The organism is Streptomyces sp. NPDC088116 (genome assembly GCF_044741745.1).
GTDB lineage: Bacteria > Actinomycetota > Actinomycetes > Streptomycetales > Streptomycetaceae > Streptomyces.
This window is the reverse complement of the sequence record NZ_JBIUTF010000011.1, coordinates 24,891-41,538: the sequence shown is the minus strand read 5'-3', so window position 1 is coordinate 41,538 and position 16,648 is coordinate 24,891. Positions and strand designations below refer to the sequence as shown.

At 74.3% G+C, this 16,648-nt stretch carries 1 protein-coding gene and 1 pseudogene; both read right to left on the bottom strand.

The genetic code is table 11. From position 1 onward, the window contains the following. Window positions 1-43: 43 nt before the first annotated feature. Window positions 44-11,416 (bottom strand): SDR family NAD(P)-dependent oxidoreductase, encoded by an 11,373-nt coding sequence (locus ACIOJD_RS33230; protein ID WP_401920069.1) that lies wholly within the window; start codon window positions 11,414-11,416, stop codon window positions 44-46. A 24-nt stretch (window positions 11,417-11,440) separates the two neighbouring features. Beyond that, window positions 11,441-16,609, bottom strand: a pseudogene (locus ACIOJD_RS33225) (beta-ketoacyl synthase N-terminal-like domain-containing protein); the annotation flags it as partial. Window positions 16,610-16,648 lie beyond the last annotated feature (39 nt).

Below are 16,648 nucleotides of genomic sequence, written 5' to 3'. Positions count from 1 at the left end.
GGACAGGTCGGTTGGAGATGTGGGTTTGAGGAATCGACCGGGGTCAGTGGTCCGTCGGTCGGCCCAGCTCACTGTCGATGAAGGCCAGGACCTCGTCGGCGCTTGCCGCTTCGATCCGTCGCTCTACGTCGTGTTCGGTGTTCTCGGGGCCGCCTCCTGTGACCCGGGCGAGCATCTTCCGCAGCCGCGCCGCGGCGCCCGCCCTGGTCCCCTCGTCGAGGTCGGCCGACAGTGCGGTGGACAGTGCCGCCTCCAGCCGGTCGAACTCGGCGGGGAGAGCCGGTGCCGTGTCCGCCGCGGCCCCTTCGCCGAGGCGGGACGCGAGGAGGTCGGCGACGGCGGCCGGTGTCGGGTAGTCGAAGATGAGAGTGGCCGGCATCCGCAGCCCGGTCGTCGCGGTGAGCCGGTTGCGCAGCTCGATCGCGGTGAGCGAGTCGAACCCGAGCCGGTCGAACTCCCGCTCGGCGCCGACCTGGTCCGACGACCGGTGCCCCAGTACGGCCGCGGCCTCGCCGCGCACCAGATCGGTGAGGAACGGCACCCGTTCGTTCTCGCGCTTGTCCCTCAGCACCGCTTCGAGGTCCGCCGCCCGGTTGTCGGCGGCGGCGGTCCGGCGGCCGGCCCGGACCAGGCCCCGCAGGATCGGCGGCACCGCCCCGGCGAACATCGCGGAACCGGGGCCCGCCTTGCTCGTCGTACGCATGGCGATCAAGGCGGCCTCGGCACGGTCGGTGACCGCGTCGAAGAGGGCGAGGCCCTGCTCCGCGCCGAGCGGCGGTGTCGCCGAACGGTTCATCCGCTCGATATGGGCCTGGCTCAGTCCGCTGGTCATACCGCTGTCCTGCGCCCAGGGGCCCCAGGCGACCGAGGTCGCGGCCAGCCCGGTGGCCTTACGGTGCTGGGCCAGCGCGTCGAGGAAGGCGTTGGCGGCGGCGTAGTTCGCCTGGCCGGGGCTGCCCATCACGCCCGCCACCGACGAGAAGAGGACGAACGCCCCGAGGTCCGCCGTACGGGTCGCCTCGTGCAGATGCCAGGCCGCGTCGGCCTTGGGCCGCAACACCGTGTCCATCCGTTCCGGAGTGAGGGCGTCGAGCACACCGTCGTCCAGCACACCGGCGGCGTGCACCACGGCGGACAGCGGACGCCCGGCGGGGATCGCGGCCAGCAACTCCCGTACGGCGCCGGGGTCGGCGAAGTCGCAGGCGGCGAGGGACACGTCGGCGCCGTGGGCGGTCAGCTCCTCGCGCAGCTCGGCCGCGCCCGGCGCCCCGGCACCACGCCGGCCGGCCAGCACCAGGTGCCGGGTCCCGCGCTCGGTCACCAGGTGCCGGGCCAGCAGGCGGCCCAGGCCGCCGGTGCCGCCGGTGATCAGCACGGTGCCGTCGGGACCCCACGGATCACGGGCCGGGGCCGGGCCGGATCCCTCAGCGGACGGTTCGGGAGCGGGAAGGGCTGTTGCTTCGGCGGACGGTTCGGGGGCGCGCATCAAGCGCGGGACCCGGACGGCCCCTTCCCGGACCATGAACTGCTCCTCATCCGTCCCCGTCAGACCCGGCAGCACGGCCGCCGTGGCCGCCGTGCCGTCGGCGTCGGCGAGCAGGAACCGGCCGGGGTTCTCCATCTGCGCGGACCGCACCAGGCCCCATACCGCCGCGCCGGCCAGGTTCGGCACATCGTCGCCCTCCGGCGCGACCGCGCCCTCGGTGACGAACAGGAGCCGGGTGCGGGCGAGCCGTTCCTCGGCCAGGCACTCCCGCAGCAGCGCCAGCACCCGGTGCGTCACCTCATGCACCACCGACGGACCGCGCACCGCCGATGGGCCGTGCTCCATCGGGCCGTGCTCGGTCGCGCCCGCGACGGGCACCAGGACCACCTGCGGTGTCACCACGCCGCTACGGTCGCTCAGTTCGGCCAGGGATTTCACTGGTTCCACGCCCGGGTAGGCCAAGGCGGGCGAGGAGTCCGCCGCCGACCCGCCGATGGTGTCCGCCAGCACGAACCGGCCGGTGGTGTCGGCCGGTGCTTCCGGCGCCGGCAGCGGAGCCCACTCCAGGTGGAAGAGCGAGCGCTGGTGGTCCGGGTGGGCCGGTGCGTCCGGCCGGGGTGCCGCCGGGCGCAGCACCACGGACCGCGCCGAGAGGACCGGCGCGCCCTTCGGGTCGGTCGCGGTCAGGGCGAACCCGTCGCCCTCGCGGGTCAGCCGGGCGCGCAGCACGCGCGCGGAGGCGGCGTGCAGGGTTACGCCACGCCACTCGGCGGGGAGCAGCCGTCCGGCGTCGTCGTCCGGGTCGCCGCCGGTCAGTACCGCCGCGTGCAGGGCGGCGTCCAGCAGCGCCGGGTGGATGCCGAAGCCGTCGGTGTCGCGTACCTCGTCCGGGAGGGCGACCTCGGCGTAGAGATGCCTGCCCTGCCGCCAGAGCGCGCGCAGGCCCTGGAACGTCGGCCCGTACTCCAGGCCCGCGTCGGCGAACCGGTCGTACAGGTCGGCCGGATCGATCTCGGTCGCGCCGGTGGGCGGCCACGGCGCGGCGCCGGACCCGGAACCGGAACCGGACCCGGCCCCGGTCACCGGCTCGTCCGCCGGTACGAGCCGCCCATGGGCGTGCGGCGTCCACTCGGCGTCGGGGTCGTCGGCGGGGCGCGCGTGGAACCACAGGTCACGGGCCCCGGCGTCGTCGGGTTCCGCGATCCGCGCCTGGATCTGCACCGCGCCGGTTTCCGGCACGACCAGCGGCGCGGTCAGGGTCAGTTCCGCCACGCCGTCGCACTCGACCTGGTCGCCCGCGCGGATCGCGGCCTCCAGGAACGCGGCGCCCGGCAGGATGGCCTCGCCGTCGACCGTGTGCTCGGCGAGCCAGGGGTGCAGGGCGAGTGACAACGTGCCGGTCAGGACCCGTTCCGCCGAGCCCGCGACGGTCATCATCGCGCCGAGCACGGGATGGTCGGTGGTGGCGAGGCCGAGTCCGGCCGCGTCGGCGGAGCGCAGCGAGGCCGTCGGCCAGAACCGCTGGTGCTGGAACGCGTAGACGGGCAGGTCGACGCGGCGCGCGCCGGTGCCCGCGAAGAACTCCCGCCAGTCCACCGGGACGCCGGCCACGTGCAGCCGGGCGAGCGCGGTGACCAGGGCGGCCTCCTCGGGCCGGTCCTTGCGCAGTGCGGGGACGACGGTGATGCCCTCCGGCGCGGAGTCCTCGATCATGGCGGAGAGGACGCCGTCGGGGCCGAGTTCGAGGAAGGTCTTCGCCCCGCCGTCGGCGAGGGCCCGGACGCCGTCGGCGAAGCGGACGGTCGCGCGGACGTGGCGGACCCAGTAGTCGGCGGTACGCAGGTCGTCGGGGCCGGCGAGGCGGCCGGTCAGGTTGGACACGACGGGGAGGGCGGGGTCGTGGAAGGCCAGGCCCTCGACGACCGTACGGAACTCCTGCAGCATCGGGTCCATGAGGGGTGAGTGGAACGCGTGCGACACGCGCAGCCTGCTGGTACGGCGATCCCCCAGCCCCGTCACGACATCGGCGACCGCGGTCTCGTCACCGGACAGCACCACCGAGCCGGGCCCGTTCACCGCCGCGATCGCGACCTGGCCCTTCAGAAGCGGGCGGACCTCGGCCTCGGTGGCCGTGACCGCCACCATGGCCCCGCCGGGCGGGAGTGCCCGCATCAGCCTCGCGCGGGCGGCCACCAGGCGGCAGGCGTCCTCCAGCGACAGCACACCCGCGACATGGGCTGCGGCTATCTCACCCACGGAGTGACCCGCGACGAACTTGGGCGTGACGCCGAGGGATTCCATCAGACGGAAGAGGGCCACTTCGACGGCGAACAGGGCGGGCTGGGCGATTCCGGTGTCGTCCAGCGGGTCCGGGTCGTCGCCCCAGATCACCGCGCGCAGTCGGTCCTGCCCGGAGTCCGCCTCCGCGAGCGCCGCCAGCGCCGCGTCGAGTGCCTGGGCGAAGGCCGGGAAACGGTCGTACAACTCCCGGCCCATACCGAGGCGTTGTGCCCCCTGCCCGGAGAACACCACGGCCGGCGCGCCCTCGGCGGCCACACCTCGGGCGACCTCCGTGATGCCGTCCTCGCCGGTCAGCAGGACGGCCCGGTACTCGAAGGGCGTACGGGCGGTGGCCAGCGAGAAGCCGATGTCGAGCGGTGGCCGGCCGGTGGCGTGGGAGGTGATCCGGCCGAGCTGGGCGTCGAGCGCCGCCTCTGTACGACCGGACACGGGCCATGGCACCACGGCCGGCCGGATCGGCGGCTCGTCGGCGGGGGCGGGGTCCGCCGCCGAAGGTGCCTGCTCACGTGCGTCGGCCGACGCCGCCTGTTCAAGGACGACGTGGGCGTTGGTGCCGCTGATGCCGAAAGAGGAGACCGCGATCCGGCGGGGGTGTTCCGTCCGGGGCCAGGGCCGGTTCTCGGCGAGCAGTTCGATCGAGCCGGCCGTCCAGTCGACCTGGGACGACGGCTCGTCCAGGTGGAGCGTGCGCGGCAGGGTTCCGTGCCGCATCGCCAGTACGGACTTGATGACACCGGCGACACCCGCCGCGGCCTGGGTGTGGCCGATGTTGGACTTCACCGAGCCCAGCAGCAGCGGGCGTTCACGGTCCTGCCCGTAGGTCGCGAGCAGCGCCTGCGCCTCGATCGGGTCGCCCAGCATCGTGCCGGTACCGTGCGCCTCGATCGCGTCGATGTCCCGGGGCGCCAGTCCCGCACCGGCGAGGGCCTGGCGGATGACGCGCTGCTGGGAGGGGCCGTTCGGCGCGCTCAGGCCGTTCGACGCGCCGTCCTGGTTGACGGCGGAACCCCGCAGGACGGCGAGAACGTGGTGCCCGTTGCGCAGCGCGTCGGACTGGCGTTCCACCACCAGCATGCCGACGCCCTCGGACCAGACGGTGCCGTTCGCGGCCTCGGCGAACGGCTTGCAGCGGCCGTCGGGGGCGAGTCCGCCCTGGATGCTGAACCCGGCGAAGGCGGCGGAGGTCGTCATGACCGTGACGCCGCCGGCCAGCGCCAGCGAGCACTCCCCCGCGCGCAGGGCCTGTGCGGCGAGGTGCAGTGAGACGAGCGAGGACGAGCACGCCGTGTCCACCGTGGACGCCGGGCCCTCCAGGCCGAACACGTAGGACAGCCGCCCGGAGAGCACGCTCGCCGCCAGCCCGGTGCCGGCGTGGGCGCCCAGCTCTTCCCGGGCCCGGGTCACGAGGTGTACGTAGTCCTGGCCGTTGGTGCCCACGAAGACACCGGTCCGGCTGCCGCGCAGGCCCTGCGGGTCGATCCCGGCGCGCTCCATCGCCTCCCAGGACACTTCGAGCAGTAGCCGCTGCTGCGGGTCCATGGCCAGCGCCTCGCGCGGGCTGATCCCGAAGAAGCCGGGGTCGAAGTCCGCCGCGTCGTGCAGGAAGCCGCCCTCGGTGGTCGCGCTGCCGCCGGGCAGATCGCTCGCGAGGGTCTCCAGATCCCAGCCCCGGTCGTCGGGGAAGCCGGTGATCGCGTCGCCGCCGGAGGAGATCAGCTCCCAGAACTCCTCCGGGGTGCGCGCCTCACCGGGGAACCGGCAGGCCATGCCGACGATCACCACCGGATCGTCGGCCAGGCCGCTGCGGAGCGCGACCGGGGCGAGGTCCGGCACGTCCTGCGGCTCACCCAGCAGTTCGGCGACCAGGTGCTCGGCGAGCACTCGCGGCCTCGGGTAGTCGAAGAGCAGGCTCGCGGGCAGTGCGAGACCGGTGGTCCTGGCGAGCTGGTTGCGCAGTTCCATCGAGGTCAGCGAGTCGAACCCGTGGTCCTGGAAGGCCCGGTCGGAGCCGATGGCCTCGGCGTCGGGGTGGGCGAGTACGGCGGCGGCGTAGGTGCGCACCATGTCGAGCAGCACACCCACCCGCTCGGTCCGCGCGGTGGCGAGCAGACGCGCACGCAGCCGCAGCGCCGTGGACTCGCCGTCGTGGCGCGCCTTGCGTACCGCGTGCGCGGCCTCGCTCGCGCCGGGCACACCGGTGAGCGCCGCACTGGTACGGAGACCGAACACGGCTTCCAGCAGCTGTGGTTGCCGCAGGTCGGCGACTACGGCGGTGGCCTGCGGCTCGACGACCAGCTCGGCCAGCGCGGTCACCGCGAGCCGTGGTTCGAGCACGGTCGCCCCGGCGCCCTCGGGTGCTCCGGCGCCGCGCCAGGGGCCCCAGGCGACGGACGTCGCCGGGAGACCGTCGGCGCGGCGGCGCTCGGCGAGAGCGTCGAGGACGGCGTTCCCGGCGGCCTGGTCCGCGCGGCCCGGACTGCCGACGGCGGCGGCCACCGAGGAGAAGAGCGCGAACACCGACAGGTCGAGATCGCGGGTCAGTTCGTCCAGCAGCAGCGCGGGGGCCACCTTGGCGCGGAACGCGTCCTCGACGCGGCGTGCGGTCAGCGCGTGCAGCGCGGTGGGATCCTCCGTGTGTCCGGCTGTGTGGACGACACCGGTCAGGGGGAACTCCGGCGGTATCCCGGCCAGTACGGCGCCCAGTTCGGCGCGGTCCGACGGGTCGCAGGAGACGATCGTGACGCGCGCGCCGAGTGCGGTCAGTTCGGCCTCCAGATCAGCGGCTCCGGGGGCGTCCGGGGAGGTGTGCGTATGGGGTGCGCTGGTATCGGCCGCGTTCGAACCCGGGGCGTCCGTACCGGCTGCGCTCGCACCGGATGCGTCCGTACCCGGGGTGGCGAGCAGCAGCAGGTGTTCCGCGCCCCGCGCCGCCAGTTCTCGCGCCACCTGCGCGCCCACGATGCCGGTGCCCGAGGTGATCAGCACCGTGCCGGCCGGCTGCCACCGGCGGGCGTTGTCCGCTCCGGGCGCGGGCAGCAGCCGGCGTCCGAACACTCCGGAGGGGCGTACCGCGACCTGGTCTTCCGCGCCCTTCCCGGGGAGCGCCCCCGCGAGCACCGCGATCAGCCGCCGGGCGGCAGCGTCGTCCAGCACCTCCGGCAGGTCGACCAGGCCGCCCCAGCGGTCCGGGTGTTCCAGCGCGGCGACGCGGCCGAGGCCCCAGAAGGCGGCCTGCCGCGAGTCGATCGGCGCGCCGCCCCGGGCGGAGACCGCGCCACGGGTCAGGGCCCACACGGGTGCCGTGATGTCCGCCTCGCCCAGGTCCCGGAGCAGCGCCACCGTGTCCGTGAGGCCGTCCGGGGACGCGGCGAGGAGTGAGACCACTCCGGTGAACCGGGTGCCGTCGGCGGTCAGTTCGGCCAGCCGGTCGGCCGTCCGCCCGTCGGCGAGGACGAGGGGGACCACGGCCGGGCCGAGCGCGTCGAGGACATCCCGCGCCCAACCGCCGACAGGCCCGGTGGCCTCGGTGCTCCCCGAAGGGAGCACCACCAGCCAGGTTCCCGGCAGTCCGGCCGGGGAGGCACCGCCGCCGACCGGCCGCCATGTCTCGCGGTAGCGCCAGGAGTCGACCGTCGACCGGGCCCGGCGGCGCCCGCGCCACGACGACAGCGCGGGTACGACGCCGCTGAGCGCGTCGGCGTCCACGTCGAGACTCGACGCGAGGGACTCCAGGTCCTCCCGCTCCACCGCCGCCCAGAACTCGGCGTCGAAGACGTCGCCTTCCGCCGTCACGGCTGCGGCCGCCTCCGGCCAGTACCGCTCGCGCTGGAACGCGTACGTGGGCAGATCGACCCTCCGGCCGCCGCTCCCGGCGAAGAACGCCGGCCACTCCACGTGGACCCCGGCCACATGCAGGCGTGCGAGGGCGGTGACCATGGCGCCCTCCTCCGCGCGGTCCTTGCGCAGGGCCGGAACGACGACCGTCTCCTCCGGCACCGACTCCCGGATCATCGGCGAGAGGACGCCGTCGGGGCCCAACTCCAGGAAGGTGCCCACGCCTTCGTCGGCGAGCGCCCGCACACCGTCGGCGAAACGCACGGTCTCCCGGACATGGCGGACCCAGTAGTCGGGCGTACGGAGGTCATCGGCCTCGGCGAGACGACCCGTCAGGTTCGACACCACGGGGATACGCGGCTCGTGGAATGTCAGCCCCGCGAGGGCGGCACGAAACTCCTCCAGCATCGGGTCCATCAGCGGCGAATGGAACGCGTGGCTGACCGGAAGCCTGCTGCCGCGACGCTCGCCCAGCCGCGCCACGGTCGCTTCGACGGCGGCCTCGTCGCCGGACAGCACCACCGATTCCGGCCCGTTCACCGCCGCGATCGCGACCCCGCCGGTGAGCAGGGGTCGGACCTCGGCCTCACCGGCCCGCACCGCCACCATCGCCCCGCCGGGCGCCAGCGCCGCCATCAGACGCGCACGGGCCGACACCAGCACGCACGCGTCCTCCAGCGACAGCACGCCCGCGACATGCGCGGCTGCGATCTCTCCGACCGAGTGCCCCGCCACGTAGTCGGGCCGCACGCCCCACGACTCCACCAGCCGGAACAGCGCCGCCTCGACGGCGAACAGCGCCGGTTGCGCCATGTCCGTACCGCTCAGCCGGTCCGGGTCCGTACCCCAGATCACCGCGCGCGGCGAGCCGCTTGCCCCGCCCGACCGCTCCAGCTCCGCGCACACCGCGTCGAACGCTTCCGCGAACACCGGGAACCGCCCGTACAACTCCCTTCCCATTCCGAGCCGTTGTGCGCCCTGGCCCGAGAAGAGGAACGCCGTCGCGCCCTCGCCGGCCATCCCCCGGGCCACTTCCACCACCCCGTCGGGTGTGGACAGCAGCACCGCCCGGTGGTCGAAGACGGAGCGCCCGGTGGCCAGGGAGTGGCCGACATCCAGCGCGGGGTGGTGCGCGGCGAAGGTGGTGAGACGGTCGAGCTGCGCGTCGAGGGCCGCTTCGCTCGTCGCCGCGACCGGCCAGGGGACGACCGCCGGAGCGGGCAGTGCCACAGCCCCGGACGCGGGGTCGCTCTCGGGAGCGGGCTCCGCGAGGGCCGGGGCCTGTTCGAGGATGACGTGCGCGTTGGTGCCGCTGAGGCCGAAGGAGGAGACACCCGCGCGACGCGGGCGGTCCGTCTCGGGCCACGGAATGTTCTCCGTCAGCAGGTCGATGTCACCGGCCGACCAGTCGACGTGGGACGACGGGGCGTCCACGTGCAGGGTGCGCGGCAGGACCCCGTGCCGCATGGCCATGACCGTCTTGATGAGCCCGGCGGCGCCCGCCGCCGCCTGTGCGTGACCGAGGTTCGACTTCACGGAGCCCAGATACAGCGGGCGTTCGCGGTCCTGTCCGTACGTCGCGAGCAGCGCCTGCGCCTCGATCGGGTCGCCCAGCGCCGTACCCGTACCGTGCGCCTCCACCGCGTCGATGTCGGCCGGCGAAAGGCCGCTGCCGGCCAGCGCCTGACGGATGACCCGCTGCTGCGACGGACCGTTGGGAGCGGTCAGGCCGTTCGACGCACCGTCCTGGTTCACCGCCGAACCACGCACCACCGCCAGGATCTCGTGCCCGTTGCGCACCGCGTCGGACATCCGTTCCACGACGAGCGTGGCGACGCCCTCGGACCAGCCGGTGCCGTCCGCCGCGTCGGCGAACGCCTTGCACCGCCCGTCGGGCGACAGTCCGCCGGCGCGGGAGAATCCGGCGAAGCTGAGCGGAGTTGCCATGATCATCACCGCGCCCACGAGGGCCAGCGAGCATTCCCCTGCGCGCAGCGCCTGCATCCCCAGGTGCAGCGACACCAGCGACGACGAGCACGCCGTGTCCACAGTGACGGCGGGGCCCTCCAAGCCGAGTACGTAGGAGAGCCGGCCCGAGGCCACGCTGCCCGACAGGCCCGTGGTGGCGTGTCCCTGGACGTCCGCGGCGGAGTTCATGACCACGGTGGAGTAGTCGTAGCCGCTGAGTCCGACGAACACACCGGTATCACTGCCGCGCAGCCGTGTCGGGTCGATGCCCGCGCGTTCGACGGCCTCCCAGGTCGTTTCGAGCAGCAGCCGCTGCTGCGGGTCCATGGCCAGCGCCTCACGCGGGCTGATCCCGAAGAAAGCGGCGTCGAAGTCGCCGGCGCGGTTCACGAATCCACCCGCCGCGACAAAGCCGGAGCCATCGGCGATCGCTCCGGGCCCGTCGGCCCCGGAGGCGCCGGGCCTCATGTCCCGTTCCCAGCCCCGGTCTTCGGGGAATCCGGAGATGGCGTCGCCGCCTGCCTCGATGAACTCCCAGAGTGCCTCCGGCGTGTCGAGGCCGCCGGGGAACCGGCAGCCCATGCCGACGACGACCATCGGGTCGTCGTCGGCGGCCGGAGCGTGCGAGGCGGCTTCCGTATCGGCGCCTTCCTCCACCAGCTCCCCGAGTTCCGTGAGCAGGTAGGCGGCGAGCACCCGGGGCGTGGGGTGGTCGAAGACGAGCGTCGCGGGCAGCACGAGCCCGGTGACGGAGGAGAGCCGGTTGCGCAGCTCGATGGCGGTGAGCGAGTCGAAGCCCAGCCGCCGGAAGTCCTTGTCGGCGGAGACGGCCGAGGCGGCCGCGACGGCGTCGCCCGGGGAGTGCCCGAGCACACCGGCGGCTTCCTGCCGTACGAGGTTCACCAGGTGGCGGGCCCGTTCCTCGGCCCGCAGACCGCCGAGCTGTTCGGTGAGCGCGGCCCTGGTCGCCCCGCCGGCCCGGCCGGTCGCGGCGCGGCGGCCGGTACGGAACAGGCCGCGCAGCAGCGCGGGGACGGCCCCCGGCCCGGGGCGGGGGCCCGCGCCCCGGGCCGGACCGATGGGCAGCGGGATCACCAGCGCGTCGCTCGCGCCGACGGCGGCGTCGAAGAGCGCCAGGCCCCGGTCGGTGGGGAGCAGGGGCAGCCCGGTGGAGGAGGCGCGGCGCACGTCCTGTTCGTCGAGGTGGCTGGTCATGCCGGCGCTCTGTTCCCACGCGGGCCAGGCCAGTGACACGGCGGGCAGTCCGGTGGCCGCGCGGTGCTGGGCGAGGGCGTCCAGGAAGGCGTTGCCCGCCGCGTAGTTGGCCTGTCCGGGGGAGCCCATCACGCCCGCGACGGAGGAGTAGAGGACGAACGCGGCGAGCCCGAGGTCCTTCGTCGCCTCGTGCAGGTGCCAGGCCGCGTCCACCTTGGGCCGCAGTACGGTGTCCAGTCGCTCGGGGGTGAGCGAGTCGATCACGCCGTCGTCGAGCACGCCGGCCGTGTGGACGACCGCGGTGAGCGGATGCCCGGCGGGGATCCCGGCGACCAGGGCCCGTACGGCTTCGGGTTCGGAGACGTCGCAGGCGACGACGGTGACCTCGGCGCCGTACCCGGTCAGTTCGGCGCTCAGGTCGTGGGCGCCGGGCGCGTCCGGGCCCCGTCGCGCGGCCAGCACCAGGTGCCGTACGCCGCGTTCGGTGACCAGGTGGCGGGCGAGTGTGCCGCCGAGGCCGCCGGTACCGCCGGTGATCAGTACGGTGCCCTCGGGGTCCCACTGGGGCGGCAGGGTCAGTACGAGTTTGCCGACGTGCCGGGCCAGACTCATATGACGGAACGCGTCGGGTGCGCGCCGCGCGTCCCAGGCCCGTACCGGCAGGGGCTCCAGCGCCCCCTCGGCGAACAGCGCGGTGAGGGCGGTCAGCATCCGCTGGATGGAGTCGGGAGCGGCCCAGCCCAGGTCGAAGGCCTGGTAGTGGACGTGGTCCGGGACACCGTCCGCGTCCCGGATGTCGGTCTTGCCCATCTCCAGGAATCGGCCGCCGGGGCCCAGCAGCCGCAGCGAGGCGTCCACGAACTCGCCGGACAGCGCGTTGAGTACGAGATCGATCCCGCCGTCACCGGCGACGGCGGCGAAGGCCGTCTCGAAGCCGGTGGTGCGCGAGGAGGCGATACGGTCCTCGGCGACCCCGAGTTCGCGCAGTGTGTCCCACTTGCTCTCGCTCGCGGTGGCGAACACCTCGGCGCCGAGGTGGCGGGCCAGCTGGATCGCCGCCATTCCGACGCCGCCCGCGCCCGCGTGGACGAGTACCTTCTGGCCCGGCCGCAGTCCGGCGAGGTCGACGAGCGCGTGGTACGCGGTGAGGAAGACGAGCGGCACGGAGCCCGCGGTCTCCCAGGACCAGCCTTCGGGGACCGGCGTCAGCTGCCGTTCGTCCACCACGACGGCCGGACCGAATCCGCCGGACACCATGCCCATCACCCGGTCGCCCGGCCGCAGTCCGGTCGCCTCGGGACCGACCTCCGCGACCACACCGGCCGCCTCGGAGCCGAACGCCTCCGCTTCGCCGGGGTACATGCCCAGGGCGTTGAGTACGTCACGGAAGTTGATGCCCGCGGCCCGTACGGACAGCCGTACCTGACGACCCGTCAGTGGTTCGGGAACCTCCGGGCAGGGCAGCAGGGCCAGCGCGTCCAGGCTGCCCTTCGCAGTGCTGTCCAGCCGCCAGGGCCGGCTCGCGGGCGGTACGAGCGCGCCGCCCGAGGCGCCGCGCGCCAGCCGCCCGAGACGCAACTGCCCGGCGCGGACCAGCGCCTGCGGCTCGTCGAGGTCCAGCAGCCCGGGAACGCCCGGCAGTACGGACGCGGCCGCCGCCATGTCGTCATCGAGGTCCAACAGCAGGAAGCGGCCGGGGTTCTCCACCTGCGCGGAGCGCACCAGACCCCACACGGCCGCCGCGGGCAGGTCCCGTACGTCCTCGTCCCGCGCCGCGATCGCGCCCCGGGTCATGAACACCAGGCGGGAGCGGGCGAAGCGGTCCTCGGCGAGCCATTGCCTGATCAGGCCCAGTACACGGCCGGTCAGCGCGTGGACGGCCTCAGGGCCGCCGCCGTCGTCGCCCGTCACGGGTACGGCGACGACGCCCGGCACCTCGGCACCTGATCCGGCCTCGGCACCGGTGCGGTTACCGGCGTCGGCGTCGTGCTCCGTGCCCAGCAGTGCGAGGGACTCGAGGGACGGGATGGTCACGTGGGTGGTCCCGGCCGCGTCCAGCGCCGCGCCGAGCCCGAGGACGTCCGCGCCGGGGCCGTCCGCGCCGAGCACGGCCCACCGCGTGTCCTCCGCTTCCGGGGTGGCCTGGGCGATCCAGTCGAGGTGGAACAGCGATTCGGCCGCGTCGGGGCCCGCCGACGCGGGGGCCGCGCCGGACGGGGCCCGCAGGATCAGCGAGTCCACCGTGATCACGGGCGCGCCGTGGACATCGGCGCCGGTGACCACGACGGTTTCGGGGCCGGTCCTGACCAGCCGGGCGCGCAGCACGTCGGCGCCGGAGGCGTGCAGCGAGACGCCACGCCAGGCGAAGGGCACCAGGCGCTCGCCGGAGTCCCTCGCCGCGTGCAGGACCGAGTCGAGCAGCCCGGGGTGGACACCGTAGTCCCCGGCGTCACGCACGGATTCCGGGAGGACGACCTCGGCGAACAGTTCGTCACCGCGCCGCCAGGCGGCCCGCAGGCAGCGGAAGGAGGGGCCGAAGTCCAGGCCGGACGCGGCGTACTGGGCGTAGAAGCCGTCGATGTCGACCACGGTCGCGCCGGGCGGCGGCCACTGGGTCGCGTCGAAGTCGGCCACCCGCTCGTCGGGGGCGAGCCATCCGGAGGCGTGCAACGTCCAGGCGGCGTCGGGCGCGTCGGCGGGACGGGCGAAGAACGACACCTCGCGGCGGCCCGCTTCATCGGGCTCGCCCACCTGGATCTGCACCTGCGTACCGCCGTGCTCGGGGAGCACGAGCGGCGCGAGCAGGGTGAGTTCCTCCACCCGGTCGCAGCCGGCGTGGTCGGCGGCCCGGACGGCCAGCTCCAGGAATCCGGTGCCGGGGAAGAGGATCATGCCGCCGACCACGTGGTCGGCGAGCCAGGGCTGCGCGGCCGGGGACAGTACGCCGGTCAGTGTCACCTCGTCGGCCCCGGCCACGACCATTACCGCGCCGAGCAGCGGGTGCCCGGCGGGCTCCAGTCCGGTCGCGGACAGGTCGGTGGACAGATCGGTCCCCGAGGGCCAGTACCGCTCGTGCTGGAAGGCGTACGTCGGCAGGTCGACGCGCCGCGCGCCGGTACCCGCGTAGAACTCCGCCCAGTCCACGGCGATACCGCCCACATGGAGCCCGGCGACGCCGGTGACCAGCGCGCGCTCTTCCGGGCGGTCCTTGCGCAGGATCGGGAACACCGCCGCCCGCGTCGGCAGGGACTCGCGGGCCGCCGCCGAGAGCACCCCGTCGGGGCCGAGTTCGGCGAACACCGCGGCCCCGGCGTCGGCCAGCGCCCGTACCCCGTCGGCGAAACGGACGGTCTCGCGGACGTGCCGCACCCAGTACTCCGGCGAGCAGAGTTCCCCCGCGTCGCTGACCTCGCCGGTCAGGTTCGACACCACGGCGATCCGCGGCTCGTGGAACTCCAGCCCGGCGAGGGCCTGCCGGAAGTCGTCGAGCATCGGCTCCATCAGCGGCGAGTGGAAGCCGTACGGCACTCGTAGCCGGGTGCCGCGATGGCCGCGCTCCTCCAGGCGCGCCACGATCGCGAGTACGTCGTCCTCGGCGCCGGACAGCACCACGGAGGACGGTCCGTTCACCGCGGCGATCGCCACCCGCTCGGTCAGCAGCGCGGTGACCTCGTCCTCGGTGGCCCGTACGGCGACCATCGCTCCGCCGGGGGGCAGCGCGTCCATGAGCCGGGCCCGCGCGGACACCAGTGTGCAGGCATCGGGCAGCGACAGCACCCCGGCGGCGTGGGCGGCGGCGACCTCGCCGACGGAGTGCCCGGCGACGAAGTCGGCCCGTACGCCCCACGATTCGAGCAGCCGGAACAGCGCCACCTCGATCGCGAACAGCGCGGGCTGGGCGTAGCCGGTGCGGTCGAGTGCCGCCGGGTCCTCGCCCCAGATGACCTCACGGAGCCTGCTCAGGTCCGCCGCGCCGCCCTCGGCCGTACGTACCGCATCGGAGCCCTCGGCCGTGGAAGGCCCCGGTCCGCCGGTCGTCGACAGCTCCGCGAGCACCGTGTCCAGCGCCTCGGCGAACACCGGGAACCGGCCGTACAGTTCCCGGCCCATGCCGAGCCGCTGCGCGCCCTGCCCGGAGAACAGCATGGCCAGCTTCGGGCGGTCCGGGGCGGTCCCGGCCACGACGGAGGGCGCGGCGCCGGTCTCGGTCCAGGCCGTCAGACTGTCCCGGAGCGCTTCGCGGTCGTCCGCGAGGACGGCCAGCCGGTGTTCGAGGCCGGTCCTGGTCGTCGCCAGCGAGTACGCCACGTCGAGCGGGCGTACCTCCGGCCGCTCCTCCAGCAGGGCCAGCGCGGCCGTGGCCTGGTCGCGCAGCGCGGCCTCGGTGGCTCCGGAGAGCACCCAGGGCAGCGTGGTGAGGCTCCGGCCGGGGGGCTCCGTGTTCTGCGGGGTCTCCTCGGCGAGGTCGTCGGGTGTGGCTTCGAGGATCACATGCGCGTTGGTGCCGCTGACTCCGAAGGACGACACGCCCGCTCGGCGGGGGCGGCCCGTCTCCGGCCACGCGCACGGTCGCGTCAGCAGCTTCACCGCCCCGGCGGACCAGTCCACATGGGACGACGGGGTCTCGGCGTGCAGGGTCTTCGGGACGATGCCGTGCCGCATCGCCTGAACCGTCTTGATGATCCCGGCGACGCCGGCCGCGGCCTGGGAGTGCCCGAGGTTCGACTTCACCGATCCGAGCAGCAGCGGCGTCTCGCGCTCCTGCCCGTATGTCTCCAGGAGGCTCTGCGCCTCGATCGGGTCGCCGAGCAAGGTGCCGGTGCCGTGCCCCTCCACCACGTCGACGTCCGCCGGGGAGAGCCCGGCGGCGGTGAGTGCCTGCCGGACGACCCGGCGCTGGGACGGGCCGTTGGGGGCGGTGAACCCGTTCGACGCGCCGTCCTGGTTGACGGCGCTGCCGCGCACCACCGCGAGCACCGGGTGCCCGTTGCGCCGGGCGTCGGACAGCTTTTCGAGGACCAGCACGCCGACACCCTCGGACCAGCCGGTGCCGTCGGCGGAGTCCGCGAACGCCTTGCAGCGGCCGTCGCGGGCGAGCCCGCCCTGGCGGCTGAACTCGATGAGCGGCCCCGGTGTGGACATCACGTTGACGCCGCCGGCGAGGGCCAGCGAGCACTCGCCGCCCCGTAGCGCCTGGGTGGCCAGGTGCAGGGCGACCAGCGACGACGAGCACGCCGTGTCGACGGTCACCGCGGGACCCTCCAGGCCCAGGGTGTACGACAGCCGTCCGGACACCGCGCTGGCCGCGATCCCCGTGCCGACCTCACCGGTCGCGTCGTCCAGCGAGCGCACCATCAGATAGGCGTAGTCCTGGCCGTTCGTGCCCATGAAGACACCGGTCCGGCTGGAGCGCAGCGTGCTCGCGTCGATACCCGCCCGCTCGATCGCCTCCCACGAGGTCTCCAGCAGCAGCCGCTGCTGGGGATCCATCCGTACGGCCTCGCGCGGCGAGATCCCGAAGAAGCCGGGGTCGAACTGTGTGGCGCAGTCCAGGAATCCGCCCTGCTGGCTGACCTCCATGCCGCGCTCGTCGGCCTGCCCGCCGCGCAGGGCGCTCAGGTCCCAGCCGCGGTCGGTGGGGAAGCCGGAGATCGCGTCGGAACCGGACTCCACCAGCCGCCACAGATCGTCCGGGGAACGCACCCCGCCCGGATAGCGGCAGCCCATGCCGACCACGGCGATCGGTTCCGTGGCCGCCGCGACCAGGTGCCTGTTCTGCCGCCGGAGGCGCTCGGCCTCTTTCATCGCGGCGCGAAGGGCCTCGACGACCTGCTCGCTGGACGT